Below are 17,343 nucleotides of genomic sequence, written 5' to 3'. Positions count from 1 at the left end.
CAGCCCTCTCGGATCGGCTCACTCCCACTCGATCGTGCCGGGCGGTTTGCTGGTGTAGTCGTACACGACGCGGTTGATGCCCTGTACTTCGTTGACGATGCGCGTTGCGACCCCGGTGAGGAAGCTTGCGTCGAAGGGATAGACATCGGCGGTCATGCCATCGGTGCTCGTCACCGCGCGCAGGCCGCAGACGCTGTCGTAGGTGCGGTGATCGCCCATCACGCCGACGGTCTTGACCGGCAGCAGCACGGCGAAGGCCTGCCAGATCGCATCGTAGAGCCCCGCCTTGCGGATCTCGTCGAGATAGATCGCATCGGCCTTGCGCAGGATATCGCAGCGCTCCTTCGTGACCTCGCCCGGGATGCGGATGGCGAGGCCGGGGCCGGGGAAGGGATGGCGGCCGACGAACATGTCGGGCAGGCCCAGCTCGCGGCCGAGTTCACGGACCTCGTCCTTGAACAGCTCGCGCAGCGGCTCGACCAACTGCATGTTCATGCGTTCGGGCAGGCCGCCGACGTTGTGATGGCTCTTGATCGTGACGCTCGGCCCGCCGGTGAAGCTGACGCTTTCGATCACGTCGGGATAGAGCGTGCCCTGCGCAAGGAAATCCGCGCCGCCGACCTTCTTCGCCTCGGCCTCGAACACGTCGATGAAGGTCTTGCCGATGAACTTGCGCTTGGCCTCCGGATCTGTCGTCCCAGACAGGCCCTCCATGAACATATCCTCGGCATCGACCACCACCAGCGGGATGTTGTAATGGTCGCGGAACATGGTTTCGACCTGCTCACGCTCGTTGAGGCGTAGCAGGCCGTGGTCTACGAAGACGCAGGTCAGCTGCTCGCCGATCGCCTCGTGGATGAGGATCGCGGCGACCGAGCTGTCGACACCGCCCGAAAGGCCGCAGATGACCTTGCCGTCACCGACCTGCTCGCGGATTTCGCGCACCTTTGTTTCGCGATAGGCGGCCATCGTCCAGTCTCCGGCGAGGCCGCAGACATGGCGAACGAAATTGGCAATCAGCTTGCCGCCATCCGGCGTGTGGACGACTTCGGGGTGGAACTGCGTGCCGTAGAACTTGCGTTTTTCATCGGCGATCACCGCGAAGGGCGCGCCGTCGGAAATCGCGACGATTTCGAAACCGGGCGCAAATTTAGTGACCTTGTCGCCGTGGCTCATCCACACCTGATGGCGCTCGCCTTCCTTCCAGAGGCCGTCGAACAGCGCGCACTGTTTGGTGACGGTCAGGAAAGCGCGGCCGAATTCACCGCCTTCACCGGTTTCGTGACCGGGCCGCACCTCGCCGCCGAGCTGGTGGCTCATCACCTGCTGGCCGTAACATATGCCCAGGATCGGGATGCCTGCCTCGAACAACAGTTCCGGCGCGCGCGGGCTGCCTTCGTCGGGCACACCGGCGGGCGAACCCGACAGGATAATACCCTTCGGCTTGAGGCGGTGGAATGCTTCTTCCGCCTGGGTAAAAGGCGCGATTTCGGAATAGACCCCTGCCTCGCGCACGCGCCGTGCGATCAGCTGGGTAACCTGGCTGCCGAAGTCGACGATGAGGATGGAATCGGGAAGGTGCGCGTCGTCCATGTGCGGCGGTTAGAGGCCGTGTTTCAGCAAGTCCAGTGAGGCGGACGTTCGCACTTGCGGAAAACGCAACGATTATCGCCGTTTTCTCACTTTCGTTCGCACGACTGAAATATTATTACAGTCTTGTATTCGGATGAGGCGGTCCTCCTAGACGCCGATCCGGAGCAGGAACAGCCGGGCCCGCGCTCCCCTATGCGCCCGCCCGGACTGGCCTTCCTTGTCGACACGGCCTGGCGAACTCCGCCCGCCGCTACGGCAAGGCGATATGGCAGCGAGTAGAGACGCGGCCGCCGACACAACCTCTCCCCTCCCCTCCCCCCGTGTCCGCGCCGCGTCTCGAAGCGCCTCTTGCGCAAAGTGCAGCCACCCTTGCCGACTTCGCAATTGCAGCATGCCGCGCTGCGCTGCACAATCGCGGCATAACACAACCAGGGTGCTCACAATAAAGGCGACACACCTCTCACCGAATATGGAGATAGTTATGCGTCGCATGATCCTTACCGCCGCAGCCGCGGCCATCAGCCTTACCTCGCCGGCCCTCGCCGCTTCGCAGAACGCCGAAGTCGCGGTCGATTACAACGATCTCGACCTGTCGCAGGCGGCCCATGTCGAGGTTCTCGAAGAACGCGTCCGCCAGGCCGCTCGCGAAGTCTGCAATGTCGCGACTGCATCGGACCGCGCTTGCGTGCGCAAGACGGTCAAGGCCGCCATGGCCGAAGTGGAGCAGCGCACTCCGGCGGTTCTCGCCAGCCGGTAATCGCAAGCCATTGTGACTACAACGGGCGGGGCCGATGGCTCCGCCCGTTTCGTTTCAGGCCGGCAGTCCGCGTCGCTCGGCTTCCGCGCGCAGGTCGGTCTTGAGCAGCTTGCCGATATGACTGCGTGGCATGTCGTCGATCGTGTGGAGTTGCGCCAGCCGCTGGGTCTTGCCGAGCCGCGCGTTCACCGCCTGCATGATCGCATCGCAATCGCGCGCACCGTCGCTCAGGGTGACAAAGCCGACCGGCGTTTCACCCCACCGCTCGCTCGGCACGCCGATCACCGCAGCCTCGACCACGTCCGGCTCCTTCGCCAGCTCGTCTTCGAGGTCGACCGGGAAGATGTTGAAGCCGCCCGAGATGATCATGTCCTTCGCACGGCCGACCAGTTCGACGAAGCCTTCGGCATCGACGCGCCCGATGTCGCCCATCCGCTGCCACACTTCGCCGCTTACCGGATCGGTCCAGTAACCTTCGCGCGTCTTGTCGGGCTGGTTCTTGTAGCCACTCATCATCGTCTGGCTGCGACCGATGAGATTGCCGGGCGTGCCGGGCGGCACGGGCCGGTCCTCGTCGTCGAGCACCTTCAGCTCGCTGCCCGGAGCGGGGCGGCCGACGGTATGCAGCTTGTCGGGAAACTTGTGCGCCTCCAGCAGGCAGACGACGCCGCCCTCGGTCATCGAATAGATCTCGATCAGCGCGCCCGGCATGCGCTCCAGCACCTCGCGCTTCAGCTCGGCGGGAAAGGGCGCGGAGGTGCAGTATTTAAGCTGCAAGGCGGACAGGTCGAACTCGTCGAAGCGCGGCTCGCGCATCAGCCGCTGGTACTGGACGGGGACCAGCATGGTCACCGTGGTCGCATCGGCCTGCGCGCTTTCGAGCCAGCGGATGACGTCGAACTTGCGCATCACCCGCACCGTGCCCCCGGCCAGCAATGGCGGCAGGAAGGCGACCATTGTGGTGTTGGAATAGAGCGGCGTCGAGGCGAGCGTGCGCACGGGCAGCCCGTTTTCGATCCAACTGGCCGCGGTGGCCGCGAATTGGCGCCAGCGCATCTGGTGCGAATGGACGATGCCTTTGGGCACGCCGGTCGTGCCGGAGGAATAGATGATGTTGAACGGGTCGCCCGGCTGCGGGACGAACTGAGGCGCGGTGACGCCTTCCTCCGCCATCCAGCCGTCCAGTTCCTCGTCCAGCACGATCCGCGTCATGCCGGGGAAGCAGTCCTCTCCCAGCTCGGTCAGCTTGGCGCGGTCGATGAAGATGTGTTTCGCGCCCGAATCGCGCGCCATGCCGGCAAGCTGATCGGGGCTGGCGCTGGTGGTCAGCGGTGCCGCCACGCCGCCCGCACGCACGGCGGCGAGAAATACCAGCGCATAGGGAATCGACGAATAGCCGAGGATGGCGACCGACTGGCCGCGCTCCAGCCCGTCCTCGACCAGCCGCGCGGCAATCCGCTCGACCCGGCCGCCGAGCTGCGCCCAGCTAAGTTCCCCCTCGTCGTCGCGCATGGCGATGGCGTCACCCAGGCGGGTGGCATTGTCGGCAATCAGTTGCGGAAAGCTGCCGAAAGGTTCGGCAAGGCTGGCGGCGATATCGGTCTCTCCCATGCCGCCTGTGTGACTCAAGCGATTGCGCGTGTCTAGCCGCCTAGACTGTGCAGCAGCAGCGCGAGCACCAGCCCGATGGCGGTCGCGAAACCCGCCCAATGCGGCGCTTGTTTATGCGCCTGAGGCAGCACTTCGGTCGTCAGGCTGGCAGCTACCGCCCCCCCAGCGAGGCAACTGATGAAAGCAAGCAGGTCGTCGGTCAGCCTCTCGAGGAACAGATAGCCAAGCAGGGCGCAGGCGGACAGCACGGCAGCCGTCAGTGCCCAGATGCCGAGAATCTTCGCCTTCGAAAACCCTTGATCGTCGCGCATCGCGCGCGCGCCGCTGGCAGCTTCGGGCAGGTTGGAGAGCATGATCGATCCCGCCAGCGCGGCGACCTCTGGCGCGCCCGCACCGATCAGCGCGACACCCAGCGCAAGGTTTTCCGGAATGCCGTCCAGCGTGATCGCGGCCAGCATCCCGCCGCCGCTTTCGGAGCCCCATTTCTCGTCAATCAGGTAATCGACGGTAGCGAAGATGCCGGCACCTGCCAGCACGCCGAGGACCGCCGTCGTCATCGAACTTTGCTCGATTGCGGGCTGCACCAATTCGAGCACGAGGGACAACAGCAGGGATCCACCGGCAATCGCCACCACGACACCCTCGACCCGCCCGCGGAATTTGCCGTAAAGCGCCCAGAGCGCGCCGACGATGAGCGCGCCCGACACCACGGCGATCACGAGCAGGACGGTCAGCATTCGATGACATTCACCGCGAGCCCGCCCTGGCTCGTTTCTTTGTACTTCGTGCTCATGTCGAGCCCGGTCTGGCGCATGGTCTCGATCACCTGGTCGAGGCTGACGAACCCCTCTGCTCCAGTCCGGTGGAGCGCGAGCCGCGCTGCGTTGACGGCCTTCACCGCGCCAATGGCGTTGCGCTCAATACAGGGCACCTGCACCAGCCCGCCGACAGGATCGCAGGTCAGGCCGAGATTGTGCTCCATGCCGATCTCCGCCGCGCTGGCGATTTGCGATGGCGAGGCGCCCCAGAGCGCCGCCAGCCCGCCCGCCGCCATCGAGCAAGCTACGCCGACCTCACCTTGGCAGCCCATCTCCGCGCCGGAGATGCTGGCGCGCTGCTTGTAGAGCAGGCCGATCGCGCCTGCAGTGAGCAGGAAGGTACGCTTGCTGTCGCGGCACGGGCTTTCGTCCGCCGTCACGCAGTAAAAGCGGATGACTGCCGGGATGATGCCCGCCGCGCCATTGGTCGGCGCGGTCACGACCCGGCCGCCAGCGGCATTCTCCTCGTTGACGGCCATGGCGTAGCAATTGAGCCAATCGAACAATTGCTCGCGCTCGTTCGATTGCGGATTGGCGGAGAGCTTGTCCCAGAGATCGGGTGCTCGCCGCTGGACCTTGAGGCCACCGGGCAGCACGCCGCGCTGCGTCAGGCCGCGTTCGATGCACTGGTGCATCGCCTCGGCAATGCGGTCGATGCCGGCGAAGGTCTTTTCGCGCGGGCGGAAGGCGTCTTCATTGGCGAGGATCAGCTCGGCGATCGACAGCCCGGTCGTCTCGCAGCTGGCCAGCAATTCCGCCGCCGAGCCGAAATCGTGTGGCACCTGTGTCCCGGCATTGATCCGGTCGCCCTTGGGTTTGCGCTTCAACTGCGCTTCGGATGCAACAAAGCCGCCGCCGGTGGAGTAGTAGGTCCGCGTAAGAAGCACATCGCCATCTGTGTCCATCGCCGCAAGGGTCATTCCATTTGGGTGCAGGTCCGGAATGATATGGCCCGCAAGGTCGATGTCCCGCGCTTTGTTGAAGGCAATCCGGTGCTTCCCGCCGAGGAGCAAGCTGTCTTCGGCTAGGATCGTCTCTAGTGCGCTCGCCGCTTCATCGGGGCAGGTCCTGTCCGGGGCAAACCCCGCAAGTCCAAGGATCGTCGCGTCGATCGTACCATGCCCCACCCCCGTCAGCGCAAGCGAGCCCTGCAGTTGCACCGCCACGCGCGCCATCCGTTCGAGCTTCCCCACCTTTTCCAGCGCCCGCACGAAAGTCCGCGCGATCCGCATCGGGCCGACCGTATGCGAGGAAGAGGGACCGATCCCGATCCGGAAGATGTCGAGTATCGAAAGCATTGGATGGGAATGCGCTCTATGCGCCCCGAAATCAAGCGGTTGCAGGTGAAACCGGTTGCGCGGCAAACTGTGGGAAAAAACCAGGCGCAAACTTTGGTTTTTCGCCGTCGGAAGCCTATATACTGAGCATGGACGGAAATACCCAAAACACGGGCGAAAACGCCCCGAAGAAACCCGGCTACGGCGCGGATTCGATCAAGGTTCTCAAGGGGCTGGACGCGGTGCGCAAGCGCCCCGGCATGTATATCGGCGATACCGACGATGGATCGGGCCTTCACCACATGGTGTTCGAAGTGTCGGACAATGCCATCGACGAGGCCCTCGCGGGGCATTGCGATCTCGTGCTGATCGAGTTGAATCCCGACGGGTCGGTTGGCGTGGAAGACAACGGCCGCGGCATCCCGGTCGACATGCACAAGGAAGAAGGCGTCTCGGCAGCCGAGGTCATCATGACCCAGCTGCATGCCGGCGGGAAATTCGAGAACACCAGCGACGACAATGCCTACAAGGTGTCGGGCGGTCTCCACGGCGTGGGCGTCTCGGTGGTCAACGCGCTTTCCGAATGGCTCGAACTCGTGATCTGGCGCGACGGCAAGGAGCACTGGATGCGCTTCGAGCATGGCGATGCGGTCGAAAGCCTGCGCGTGGTTGGCGATGCACCGCCGGTCGACAGCAATGGCGACGAAGACGGGCTGAAGAAAGGCACGCGCGTCACTTTCAAGGCCAGCGACGAGACCTTCAAGAACGTCACCGAATACGATTTCGACCGGCTGGAGCACCGCTATCGCGAGCTTGCCTTCCTCAACTCCGGCGTACGCATCAAGCTGCGCGACAAGCGGCACGAGGAAGTTCTGGAGCACGACCTGTTCTACGAAGGCGGTATCGCGGCCTTCGTCAAATATCTCGACCGCAACAAGCAGGCGCTGGTCGCCGAGCCGATTTCGGTCAGCGCGGAAAAGGATGGCATCGGCATCGACGTCGCGCTGGAATGGAACGACAGCTATTACGAGAACGTGTTGTGCTTCACCAACAACATCCCGCAGCGTGACGGCGGCACCCACCTCGCCGCCTTCCGTGCGGCGCTGACCCGCACGCTCAACAATTACGCCAGCGCCAGCGGGCTGATGAAGAAGGAAAAGGTCAGCCTGTCGGGGGAAGACATGCGCGAGGGCCTCACCGCCATCGTCAGCGTCAAGCTGCCTGACCCCAAGTTCGGATCGCAGACCAAGGACAAGCTGGTCAGCTCCGAAGTCCGCCAGCCGCTCGAAAGCCTCATGGGCGAGAAGATGACCGAGTGGCTCGAGGAAAATCCCAACGACGCCAAGGCGATCATCCAGAAGGTGATCGATGCCGCGGCCGCGCGCGAAGCGGCTCGCCGTGCCCGCGAGATGAGCCGCAAGGGCGCGATGAGCATCGCCAGCCTCCCCGGCAAGCTCGCCGACTGCCAGGACCGCAATCCGGCGAATTGCGAGCTCTTCCTGGTCGAGGGCGATTCCGCCGGTGGTTCAGCCAAGCAGGGTCGCGATCGCAAGACCCAGGCGATCCTGCCGCTAAAGGGCAAGATTCTGAACGTCGAGCGCGCGCGCTTCGACCGGATCATCAGCTCCAAGGAAGTCGGCACGCTGATCCAGGCGATGGGCACCGGTCTGCGCGACGAGTTCAACCTCGAAAAGCTGCGCTATCACAAGATCGTGATCATGACCGACGCCGACGTTGACGGCGCGCATATCCGCACGCTGCTGCTCACCTTCTTCCACCGCCAGATGCCGGAAATTGTGAAGGCAGGGCACCTCTTCATCGCGCAGCCGCCGCTCTACAAGGTGACGCGCGGCAAGAGCGAGGTCTATCTCAAGGACCAGGCTGCCTATGATCGTTACCTGATCGATCAAGGGCTATCGGGCCATTACCTCGAAACCAGGGAAGGCTCGATCCCCGCGACCGGCATGAACCAGCTGGTCGAGCACGGGCTGCGCATGCGGAACCTGCTCGGCTTCGTGCCGCGCAAGTACAAAACCGATCTGGTCGAGGCGATGGCGCTGGCCGGTGCGCTCGATCCCGAGGGCGACCGGCAGGCGGGCCTCGACCGCGCGGCGGCGCATCTCCAGATGGGCGATCCGGAAGCGAAATGGTCGGCCGAAACCGGCGATGACGGCAAGGTACGCCTCTTCCGGCTATGGCGCGGTGTGACCGACGTCCACGAAATTGACCCTGCCTTCATGGACAGCGCCGAAGCGCGCAAACTCCACCGCGTGGCTGGCGAGCATGCCGAAGTCTACGGCGCACCGGTGCGGCTCGTGAAGGGCGACAGCGAGGAAGCGGAGCCGGTCGATCCAGATAGCGCCGACGAGACCGATGCCGATGCACCCGCCTTCGCCGACGATAGCGCGATCACCTTGCCGACCCAGCTGCTCGAGGCCGTTATGGCCGCCGGGCGCAAGGGGCAGAAGATCCAGCGCTACAAGGGTCTGGGCGAAATGAATGCCGAGCAGCTGTGGGAGACCACGCTCGACCCGGACAATCGCGCGCTGCTGCAGGTGAAGGTCGAGGATGCGGACGTGACCGACGAGATCTTCACGCGCCTGATGGGCGATGTGGTCGAACCGCGGCGCGAATTCATCCAGTCGAACGCGCTCAACGTCGCCAATCTCGACGTTTAAAGAGCGGGGCTGGCCGGCGATGCGCGAGATCGTAGGGCTGGAGCGGGGCGGCTTCCTGCTGTTTCTCGCGCTGGTGACGCTGGCGCTGCTGGTCGTCGTCCTGCCCTTCGCGCAGCCGCTGCTTTGGGCTGCACTGGCGGCGATCATGTTCCAGCCGCTGTTCCGCTGGTTCCTCGTGCGCGCGCCGGGGCGCGACAATCAGGCTGCGCTGGCAACGCTGCTGGTCATCTTCGTCGCGGTGATCGTGCCGGCCTTCGCGATAGGCAGCGCGGTGGTGAACGAAGCGGCGGGCCTCGTCGTCGCCTTCCAGGAAGGGCGCATCAATGTGGCCGACTGGTTCGAGCAGGTTTTCGCGGCGCTGCCTCCCAACATTCAGGAATCGCTCGATGCCTCGGGCTGGGGCGATCTGTCCGACCTACAGCGCCGGGCGCAGGAGTTCCTACAGGCCAGCCTCGGCTTGATCGCGCAGCAGGCGATCGCCATCGGCGGCAGCGTGTTTGGTTTCGTGCTCGCTTTCGGTATCGCGCTCTACGTCAGCTATTTTCTCCTGCGCGACGGACGCAAAATCGGCGAGACGCTGCTCGCCTCGCTGCCGTTCGAGCGCAGCATTGCGGATCGGCTGGCCGAGCGTTTCCTCGGCATTGTGCGCGCGACGATCAAGGGATCGGTCGTGGTGGGGCTTGTGCAAGGCGCGCTGGGGGCAATCACCTTCTGGATCGTCGGGATACCGTCGGTCCTCCTGCTCGGCGTGATCATGGCGATCGCCTCGCTCTTGCCTGCCATCGGCCCGGCCATCGTCTGGGTGCCCGCCGCGATCTACCTGCTGGCGACCGGCGCGATCTGGCAGGGCGTGGTCGTGATCGTCTCCGGCGTGGCGGTGATCGGCATGATCGACAATGTACTGCGACCGATCCTGGTGGGACGCGATACCGGTATTCCCGACTGGCTAATCCTCGTGACCACGCTTGGCGGCATCGCCCTGCTGGGCCTGTCCGGCATCGTCGTCGGGCCGCTGGTGGCGGGGCTGTTCATCGCCGGCTGGTCGATCCTGCGCGAACAGCGCGAAGCCAGCCCCGCCGCCGCCGAGCGCTAGTCGTTCGAATTCGCTACACCGAGCTGATCGACTGGTTTCCCCGAGCATCGCTGTCGCGCGCCTGCAGGCCGTCGAACAGCGCATCGATGAGGGCGGCGAGTTTCGCTTCGGTCAGCCGCTCGTCGATCATCGCGATGAGATAAGGCTGGATGTAACAGAGCACCGCCTGGTTGATCAGCGACAGCGCCTGATTGATTTCGAGGCCGGCAAAATGCCCTTCGGCCTGCGCCTGTGCGATCAGTTCGCACAGATAGTGATCGGCCAGATCGATATAGCTTTGCGCATATTCGAAATAGCGCTCGCCCATCTCGACATAGAGCTTGAAGCTCGCCGGATCGTGTTTGAAATTGTCGCGCAGCAGCAGGAAGCGGCGGGCGAAGAATTCGTACATCTTGCGCCGCGGCGGCAGGTCGGTCGCCATGACCTCGTCCATCACCGCCAGCTTGGGCGCGAACCACTCGCCGGTCACCGCCTCGAGCAGATCGGCCTCTTCCGGGAACACCGTCTCCACACGAGTGCGGGCGATGTTGAGTTCGGAAGCCAGCTTGGCGCGGTTCACCTCCTCGCCACGCCGCTCCATGATCGCCATCGCCTCGCGCGCGAAACGCGAGCGCAGTTCTTCGATCTCGTTCTCGCTCACGCGATACGCTCCCGGTTGCTCATGGGGACCATGTAGCGGTTTCGCCGCCCGGTTAAAGCCCGGCGCGCGCCTCTCAGCCGGATTTCGACGGCGGCATGGGAATGAAGGCGGAGGTGCGTTTCTTGTAATCCTCGTAGCCCGGGCGCGAATGCTTCATGCCCTTCTCGAGAAGCGCCGCGCCCGACCACTTCACTAGGGTGAAAGTGAGGAACAGCGGCCCGACCACGGTGGCTGCCGCGACCCACCACCCGGCGGAGGCTGCGGCTATCCAGATGCCCCACCATACGCAGGCGTCGCCGAAATAATTGGGGTGGCGGGTGTAGCGCCATAGCCCTTTGTCCATCACCTCGCCCTCGTTCGCCGGATCTGCCTTGAATCGCGAAAGCTGCCAGTCGCCGACCCATTCGAAGACGATGCCAAGCAGGTAGAGCGCCAGCCCGACCAGCGCGAGGCCGCTGATCGTGATCGACGTCGCAGCTTCGAGGATGCCGTATTGCGCCGGGCTGCAGACGATGAACAGCAGGACTGCCTGGCCGAGGAAGATCTTGGTGAGCGCCGCGAAAGCGAAGCGGCCCTTCTCGCGATCCTTGCGCAGCATCCGCTCGTAGCGCTTGTCCTCGCCCTCGCGCCGCCAGCGGAAGAACAAGTAGATCGACAGCCTCAGCCCCCAGACGACTGCCATGCCCATCAGCAAGGTCGCCAGCGGGCCGGGCGCCCGGAGCTGCATCCAGCTGGTAAAGGCCATCAGCGCCATGCCAAAACCCCAGAAGCTGTCGATGAAGGAGGCATCGTCGATCTGCACCGCCACCACCCACAGGATCAGTGTGACCCCGAGCAGGATGGCGGCATTGGCGATCAGGGCTTCGAGGATCATGCGGCGGCGTCCTTTCCTTCGGCCAGCAGGCGCTGCGCCTGCGCTTCGAGCACTTTGTAGCGCCCGTAACCGGGGCGTTTCGTGCGGAACCATGCCGCGATTTTCGAGAGGTCTCTGGCGTAATCGTCGCTCGGCTCGATCGGATCGCTGAAGCCGAGCCGGCGATCCTTCCAGCTGACCCAGGCCAGCACGATCGGCACTCTGGCTTCACGCGCGATGTGCCAGAAGCCCGACTTCCATTCCCCGTCGGAGCTTCGCGTGCCTTCCGCCGCGATCACCAGCGCCAGCCGTTCCGCCGCGCGAAAGGCGTCTGCCACCTGTTCGACGTAGTTCGCACGCTTGGTTCGGTCGATGGGCACCCCGCCCATGTCGAACATGAAATTGCGCATGAAGCCTTTGAACAGCGTGTGCTTGCCCATGAAGCTCGGTTCGATGCCTTCTTCCGCGGTGGCACCGGTGAAGAACACGAAGTCCCAGTTCGAGGTGTGCGGCGCGCCTGCGATGACGTATTTAGGGATCGCGGGAAGGCCGGTTTCGATCTTCCATCCCTGCAGGCGATAGATCGTCCAGATGATGCGCCGCACGATCCGCGACAGGATCGATCGCTTGCGCGGATTTCGTGCGGTCATTCAGTCACTCTCCCCGCTCCGCCTAGCAGGCGCAGCGGGGATTGCTAAGGCCGTCTGCCAATTTTCGACGGCGATGTTCGAGGCGATCAGTCGTTCTTGACCGCAACGCGATCTGCGCGGCCGTCGCCATCCGTATCCTGCCGCACGACATCGGCGTCACCGTCGCCATCAAGGTCGGTCGCGCGCGTGGTCGGAGCCGTCGTCGTCGTCCCGCCGGTGGTCGTCCCGGTCGTGGCCCCGTCGACACCGCCGCCCTCGGCATCGGCGACGAGGTGATCGAAGAGCGCTTCGTAATGCTTCATGCCCTGACGCATCTCCTCGGTCGAGGCGCTTCCATCATTGTGCCGGTCGACGATGGCGTGGCCCTCGCGATAATGGCGCGCGACATCGCGGTGATTGACGGTGAGGTCCTCGTAGCGGCGGTCGAAATCGGCCATGGGGTAACCGACGGTCTTCATCATGGTGGCCAGCATGCGATCGGCATGGAGCACGGCCTCGACCGGGCTGTCGACGAACACGGCCTTCACGTCGCGCCATTCGGTGGCGAAGCGGGTGTGCTCGTCTGCGGTAAGGCTGCGGATTTCGAGCGCATCGACGCGCTCCTCGCGCTCCTCGAGCGCGCGCTCGGCCTTGGTGCGATCGCCGGCATTGTCCAGCGTGCGGTCGTATTCGTCGCCGAAGCGGTCGCGCAGGTGATCGGTACGGCGTTTGCGGATCGTCATCCAGATGCCGACGGCGATCAGCAGGACGATAACAGCGAAGATTACCAGCAGGATGTTCTCATTCACGGAAACTCTCCTCGTTTCCGCCCAAGACCCTCATCCGGTACCTACGCGCCTGCTCGATTGCCGTTCCACGGCTACATCCGGAAGACGCCAAATTGCGGGAGTTCGGGGATCGGCGCTTCGAGCGTCGCGGCGAAGGCAAGGCCCAGCACGTCGCGGGTCTGCGCCGGGTCGATCACGCCGTCGTCCCACAAACGCGCGGTGGCGTAATAGGGATTGCCCTCGTCCTCGTATTTTTGCCGGATCGGGGCCTTGAACTCCTCGGCCTGTTCCTCGGTCCAGCTATCGGCATCGCGGTGCACGGTGGCGAGGACCGATGCGGCCTGCTCCCCGCCCATCACGGAAATGCGCGCGTTGGGCCAGGTGAACAGAAAGCGCGGCGAATAAGCGCGCCCGCACATGCCGTAATTGCCTGCGCCGAAGCTGCCGCCGATGACCACGGTGACTTTCGGAACGGTTGCTGTGGCGACGGCGGTGACAAGTTTCGCGCCGTGCTTGGCGATGCCTTCGGCCTCGTATTTCCCGCCGACCATGAAGCCGGAGATGTTCTGGAGGAATAGCAGCGGAATGCGACGCTGCTGCGCCAGTTCGATAAAATGCGCGCCCTTCTGCGCGCTTTCGGAAAACAGCACGCCGTTGTTGGCGAGGATCGCCACCGGCATGCCCCAGATGTGCGCAAAACCGCAGACCAGCGTGCTGCCGTATTGCGCCTTGAATTCGTGAAACTCGCTGCCGTCGACCAGCCGCGCGATGACCTCGTGCACATCATAGGGCGCCCGGACATCTTCAGGGACGATGGCGTAGAGATCGTCGGCGTCGAACTTGGGCGGGCGCGGATCTTTCAGCGCGACATGTTTTGCCTCCGCATAATTGTCGCCCAGATGGCTCACGATATCGCGCACGATGGTGAGCGCGTGCTCGTCGTTCTCGGCGAGATGATCGACCACGCCCGATTTCTTCGCGTGGAGGTCGCCGCCTCCCAGATCCTCGGCGCTAATTTCCTCGCCCGTCGCGGCCTTCACCAGCGGGGGTCCGGCAAGGAAGATCGTGCCCTGGTTGCGCACGATCACCGTCTCGTCCGACATGGCGGGCACATAGGCCCCGCCTGCGGTGCAGCTGCCCATGACGCAGGCGATCTGCGGGATGCCGAGCGCACTCATGTTCGCCTGGTTGAAGAAGATCCGTCCGAAATGGTCCCGGTCGGGGAAGACCTCGGCCTGGTGCGGCAGGTTCGCCCCGCCGCTGTCGACGAGGTAGATGCACGGGAGACGATTCTCCTGCGCAATCTCCTGCGCGCGCAGGTGTTTCTTGACCGTCATCGGATAATAGGTTCCGCCTTTAACCGTGGCATCGTTGCACACGATCATCACCTGCCGCCCCGACACGCGCCCGATCCCGGCGATCATCCCCGCGCCGTTGATCTCGTCCTTGCCATACATGCCGTTGGCGGCAAGCTGGCCGATCTCGAGGAACGGGCTGCCCGGGTCAAGCAACCGCTCCACCCGCTCGCGCGGCAACAGCTTGCCCCGCCCGACATGGCGCTCGCGGCTGCCTTCGGAGCCGCCCAAAGCAGCGGCGGCTACGGTGGAGCGCAAATCCGCGGCGAGTGACTTGTTGTGCTCGAAGCGCGCCTTGGCATCAGGCGCCTCGCGGTCGAGGGTGGAGGTGGGAACGGGTGCTGTCATCCCGCAGCCCCGATCAGTTCGCGCCCGATCAGCATCCGCCTGATCTCGTTCGTGCCTGCGCCGATATCGAGCAGCTTGGCGTCGCGCATGTAGCGCTCGACAGGCCAGTCGAGGGTGTAGCCCGCGCCGCCCAGCGCCTGGACGCTTTCGGCGGCCACGCGGAAGGCGTTCTCGCTTGCGAGCAGGATTGCGCCCGCCGCGTCGAAGCGCGTCGTCTTGTTCGCATCGCAGCTCTTGGCCACGGCATAGGTGTAGGCCCGCGCCGATTGCAGCGCGACATACATGTCCGCCACCTTGGCCTGCATCAGCTGGAAACTGCCAAGCGGCTTGCCGAACTGGGTGCGCTCGCGCAGGTACGGAATGACCGTGTCGAGGCAGGCCTGCATCACGCCGAGCTGCAAGCCGGCGAGCACCACGCGCTCGTAATCGAGCCCGCTCATCAGCACACCGACGCCGCCGTTTTCCGGCCCCATCACATTCGTTTCGGGCACGAAGCAGTCGTCGAACACCAGCTCGCTGGTGGGCGAACCGCGCATGCCGACTTTCTCGATCTTCTGGCCGATGGAGAAGCCTTCGAAATCCTTCTCGATCAGGAAGGTCGTGATCCCGCGGCTGCCCGCTTCGGGCGAAGTCTTGCCGTAGACGACCAGCGTATCGGCATAAGGGGCGTTGGTGATCCAGAACTTTGTTCCGTTCAGCACATAACCGCCGTCCACCTTCTCGGCCTTCATCTTCATCGAGACGACGTCCGAACCTGCACTCGCCTCGCTCATGGCGAGCGATCCGACGTGTTCGCCGCTGATCAGCTTGGGCAAATATTTCGCCTTCTGCTCGTCATTGCCCCAGCGCGCGATCTGGTTGACGCAGAGATTGGAATGCGCGCCGTAGCTGAGGCCGACAGAGGCGCTCGCGCGGCTGACTTCCTCCACTGCAATCACATGTTCGAGATAGCCGAGGCCCAGACCGCCATCCGCCTCGCTGACGGTAATGCCATGCAGCCCCAGCTCGCCCATGGCAGGCCACAATTCCGCCTTCGGGAACCAGTCCTCGCGGTCGACCTTTTCGGCCAGCGGCGCGATCTGCTCGTCGGCGAAGCGGCCGACGCTCTCGCGGATCATCTCGGCGGCTTCGCCCAGCTGGAAATCGAAATCGGGGGTCGCGCGCATGGTCTCTCCTCAAGATCCCCCGAAACCTCGGGGCTCGCGTAATATCGTTGCGCGCGCGATAGCGAAACGAAGCGCGGCGAGCAAACCCGCTTTGCGTGATCGAAGTATTGCGCGGTCCTGCGGGCCGCTGTGGCTTGTAAAACAAGGCGATGAATCTAAAAGCGTTGGCCAGTCATGCTTCTCGACACGTCCACATCCTGGCCGACCACCAAAGGCCCGAACCCGGCATTCTGCGGCGAGCAGGACCGCCTGACGGTGATGGCGTCCTATGGCCTCGACGAGCTGGAGAACGACGACGAGCTGCTGCAGATCGTGCAATTCGCCGCAAAGCTATGCGGGGCGCCGATCTCGCTGGTGAGCCTGGTCGAGGAACAGCGCCAGCGCTTTCTCGCTCGCGCCGGTCTGGACGTGACCGAAACGCCCCGCCCGACCAGTTTCTGCGCCCATGCCATGATGGAGCGCGAGCCGATGGTGGTGCCCGATGCGCTGCTGGACCCGCGGTTCGAGCGCAACCCATTGGTGACCGGCGAGCCGAAGATCCGGTTTTACGCCGGTGCCCCGCTCCTGTCGTCGGAGGGCGCACCGCTGGGTTCGCTCTGCGTCATCGATACCGAACCCCGTCTGGAAGGTCTGACCGATTTCCAGCGCGAGGGCCTCGAAGTGCTAGCAGCTTCCGTGATGCGGCGTCTCAACGCGCGGCGCGAATACCTGGCGGTGCAGGAACAGCTCATGCGCGAAAGCATGCGGCTGCGGCGGATGGCGGAGCATATTCCGGTGCTCGCATGGGCAGCGCGGCCCGATGGCTCGATCGAGTTCGGCAACGAGGCATTCTACGAATATTGCGGTACCGAGGACGTCGGGTCGATCGACTTCGAATCGCTGATCCACGAAGAACAGAGCCAAGCTGTCGCCGATCTGCGCGCAAGATCGCGCAAGACCGAGGAGCGCTGGGAATCCGAGGCGCGCCTCAAGCGAGCCGATGGCGAGTATCGCTGGATGGTTCTGCGCGCATGGCCGATGCGCGATGCGGCCGGCAACGTCGAAACCTGGTTCGGCGCAGGGATCGATATCGACGAGACCCACCGCCTCTCGGAAAGCAACGACCTGCTGGCGCGCGAACTGTCGCACCGCATCAAGAACATTTTCGCGGTCGTGTCCGGCCTCATCGCGATCCGTTCGCGCGGGAAGCCCGAGGTCGAGGGTTTCGCCAAGGAACTCAACGAGGCGATCCGCGCGCTGGGCACGGCGCATGATTACGTCCGCCCTGGCGACGGGCGCGCCAGCGACAGCCTGCAAGGCCTGCTGCGCGATCTGCTCAAGCCCTATGGCGACGGTCGGCCGGAGCGCCTGCTGGTCAAGGGCGACGATATTGAGACCGGCCCCCAGGCAGCGACTCCGCTGGCGCTGATCTTCCATGAGCTGGCGACGAATTCCGCCAAATACGGCGCGCTCGCCTGCGACGAAGGGACGATCTGCATCGAGATGGCCTACGAAAAAGGCGATCGGGAAGAACTGCGCGTGACCTGGCATGAAACGATGGAGGGTGTGTGCGATCCGCTCGATTCGGAGCGGGAGGGCTTCGGTTCGCGCCTGCTGCGGATGGCAGTCGAAAGCCAGCTCGGCGGGCGGTTTGAGCGCACGCTTGCCGATAAAGGGCTGACGGTCGATCTGGTATTCCCGGTCGACAAGCTGGTCCCCTAAGCGCGCAGCGGCTTTCCCCGGTGGCCCAGCCTGCTA

General features: G+C 64.3%; 14 protein-coding genes. 4 read left to right on the top strand and 10 right to left on the bottom strand.

Features of this window, described 5'->3' with window-relative positions:
* Positions 1-18: 18 nt before the first annotated feature.
* Positions 19-1,593: a glutamine-hydrolyzing GMP synthase gene (guaA, locus tag Q9K02_RS02515; RefSeq protein ID WP_305931467.1), complete on the bottom strand. Its 1,575-nt coding sequence runs from the start codon at positions 1,591-1,593 to the stop codon at positions 19-21.
* Positions 1,594-2,074: 481 nt separating this feature from the next.
* Between guaA and Q9K02_RS02510 the strand changes: the two genes are divergently transcribed.
* Complete coding sequence (locus Q9K02_RS02510; protein ID WP_305931466.1) at positions 2,075-2,350, top strand: UrcA family protein; 276 nt, start codon at positions 2,075-2,077, stop codon at positions 2,348-2,350.
* A gap of 54 nt (positions 2,351-2,404) precedes the next feature.
* On the opposite strand, the gene Q9K02_RS02505 is transcribed toward Q9K02_RS02510, so the two are convergent.
* The 3 genes from Q9K02_RS02505 to Q9K02_RS02495 are packed head-to-tail and all read right to left on the bottom strand — an operon-like array spanning position 2,405 to position 6,077.
* On the bottom strand, positions 2,405-3,961 hold the full coding sequence (locus Q9K02_RS02505) for a class I adenylate-forming enzyme family protein (protein WP_305931465.1): 1,557 nt from the start codon (positions 3,959-3,961) through the stop codon (positions 2,405-2,407).
* Between the two features lie 32 nt (positions 3,962-3,993).
* On the bottom strand, positions 3,994-4,698 hold the full coding sequence (locus tag Q9K02_RS02500; RefSeq protein ID WP_305931464.1) for a ZIP family metal transporter: 705 nt from the start codon (positions 4,696-4,698) through the stop codon (positions 3,994-3,996).
* Positions 4,692-6,077, bottom strand: a complete 1,386-nt coding sequence (locus tag Q9K02_RS02495; RefSeq protein ID WP_305931463.1) for an L-serine ammonia-lyase — start codon at positions 6,075-6,077, stop codon at positions 4,692-4,694. The genes Q9K02_RS02500 and Q9K02_RS02495 overlap by 7 nt, the downstream gene beginning before the upstream one ends.
* A 128-nt stretch (positions 6,078-6,205) precedes the next feature.
* On the opposite strand from Q9K02_RS02495, the gene gyrB reads away from it, so the two are divergent.
* Entirely contained in the window at positions 6,206-8,734 is a 2,529-nt protein-coding gene (gene gyrB / locus Q9K02_RS02490) for a DNA topoisomerase (ATP-hydrolyzing) subunit B (RefSeq protein WP_305931462.1), read from the top strand.
* Between the two features lie 19 nt (positions 8,735-8,753).
* Positions 8,754-9,827, top strand: coding sequence for an AI-2E family transporter (locus Q9K02_RS02485; RefSeq protein WP_305931461.1), 1,074 nt, complete (start codon positions 8,754-8,756; stop codon positions 9,825-9,827).
* A gap of 13 nt (positions 9,828-9,840) precedes the next feature.
* On the opposite strand, the gene Q9K02_RS02480 is transcribed toward Q9K02_RS02485, so the two are convergent.
* The 6 genes from Q9K02_RS02480 to Q9K02_RS02455 form a co-directional block, all read right to left on the bottom strand.
* Complete coding sequence (locus Q9K02_RS02480; protein ID WP_305931460.1) at positions 9,841-10,467, bottom strand: hypothetical protein; 627 nt, start codon at positions 10,465-10,467, stop codon at positions 9,841-9,843.
* A gap of 73 nt (positions 10,468-10,540) precedes the next feature.
* Positions 10,541-11,341, bottom strand: coding sequence for a DUF1295 domain-containing protein (locus tag Q9K02_RS02475; RefSeq protein ID WP_305931459.1), 801 nt, complete (start codon positions 11,339-11,341; stop codon positions 10,541-10,543).
* Complete coding sequence (locus Q9K02_RS02470; RefSeq protein ID WP_305931458.1) at positions 11,338-11,970, bottom strand: 1-acyl-sn-glycerol-3-phosphate acyltransferase; 633 nt, start codon at positions 11,968-11,970, stop codon at positions 11,338-11,340. The genes Q9K02_RS02475 and Q9K02_RS02470 overlap by 4 nt, the downstream gene beginning before the upstream one ends.
* An 86-nt stretch (positions 11,971-12,056) precedes the next feature.
* The gene (locus Q9K02_RS02465) at positions 12,057-12,758 is read right to left on the bottom strand and encodes a hypothetical protein (protein WP_305931457.1); all 702 of its coding nucleotides are present in this window, start codon (positions 12,756-12,758) and stop codon (positions 12,057-12,059) included.
* Positions 12,759-12,829: 71 nt separating this feature from the next.
* On the bottom strand, positions 12,830-14,440 hold the full coding sequence (locus tag Q9K02_RS02460) for a carboxyl transferase domain-containing protein (protein ID WP_305931456.1): 1,611 nt from the start codon (positions 14,438-14,440) through the stop codon (positions 12,830-12,832).
* The gene (locus Q9K02_RS02455; RefSeq protein WP_305931455.1) at positions 14,437-15,606 is read right to left on the bottom strand and encodes an acyl-CoA dehydrogenase family protein; all 1,170 of its coding nucleotides are present in this window, start codon (positions 15,604-15,606) and stop codon (positions 14,437-14,439) included. The genes Q9K02_RS02460 and Q9K02_RS02455 overlap by 4 nt, the downstream gene beginning before the upstream one ends.
* Before the next feature lie 174 nt (positions 15,607-15,780).
* Here Q9K02_RS02455 and Q9K02_RS02450 point away from each other — a divergent pair, with 174 nt between their 5' ends.
* The gene (locus Q9K02_RS02450) at positions 15,781-17,307 is read left to right on the top strand and encodes a GAF domain-containing protein (protein ID WP_305931454.1); all 1,527 of its coding nucleotides are present in this window, start codon (positions 15,781-15,783) and stop codon (positions 17,305-17,307) included.
* The last annotated feature ends 36 nt before the right edge of the window (positions 17,308-17,343 follow it).

The organism is Qipengyuania profundimaris (genome assembly GCF_030717945.1).
Taxonomy (GTDB): domain Bacteria; phylum Pseudomonadota; class Alphaproteobacteria; order Sphingomonadales; family Sphingomonadaceae; genus Qipengyuania; species Qipengyuania profundimaris.
This window is presented reverse-complemented; position numbering and strand designations above follow the sequence as displayed.

What these genes read in the sequence shown, in the direction of transcription:
- Q9K02_RS02510 (WP_305931466.1), top strand. Translation starts at nt 2,075, where the DNA reads ATGCGTCGCATGATCCTTACCGCCGCAGCCGCGGCCATCAGCCTTACC.
- Q9K02_RS02470 (WP_305931458.1), bottom strand. Translation starts at nt 11,970, where the DNA reads ATGACCGCACGAAATCCGCGCAAGCGATCGATCCTGTCGCGGATCGTG.
- Q9K02_RS02500 (WP_305931464.1), bottom strand. Translation starts at nt 4,698, where the DNA reads ATGCTGACCGTCCTGCTCGTGATCGCCGTGGTGTCGGGCGCGCTCATC.
- Q9K02_RS02455 (WP_305931455.1), bottom strand. Translation starts at nt 15,606, where the DNA reads ATGCGCGCGACCCCCGATTTCGATTTCCAGCTGGGCGAAGCCGCCGAG.
- guaA (WP_305931467.1), bottom strand. Translation starts at nt 1,593, where the DNA reads ATGGACGACGCGCACCTTCCCGATTCCATCCTCATCGTCGACTTCGGC.
- Q9K02_RS02485 (WP_305931461.1), top strand. Translation starts at nt 8,754, where the DNA reads ATGCGCGAGATCGTAGGGCTGGAGCGGGGCGGCTTCCTGCTGTTTCTC.
- Q9K02_RS02460 (WP_305931456.1), bottom strand. Translation starts at nt 14,440, where the DNA reads ATGACAGCACCCGTTCCCACCTCCACCCTCGACCGCGAGGCGCCTGAT.
- Q9K02_RS02450 (WP_305931454.1), top strand. Translation starts at nt 15,781, where the DNA reads ATGCTTCTCGACACGTCCACATCCTGGCCGACCACCAAAGGCCCGAAC.
- Q9K02_RS02495 (WP_305931463.1), bottom strand. Translation starts at nt 6,077, where the DNA reads ATGCTTTCGATACTCGACATCTTCCGGATCGGGATCGGTCCCTCTTCC.
- Q9K02_RS02475 (WP_305931459.1), bottom strand. Translation starts at nt 11,341, where the DNA reads ATGATCCTCGAAGCCCTGATCGCCAATGCCGCCATCCTGCTCGGGGTC.
- Q9K02_RS02505 (WP_305931465.1), bottom strand. Translation starts at nt 3,961, where the DNA reads ATGGGAGAGACCGATATCGCCGCCAGCCTTGCCGAACCTTTCGGCAGC.
- gyrB (WP_305931462.1), top strand. Translation starts at nt 6,206, where the DNA reads ATGGACGGAAATACCCAAAACACGGGCGAAAACGCCCCGAAGAAACCC.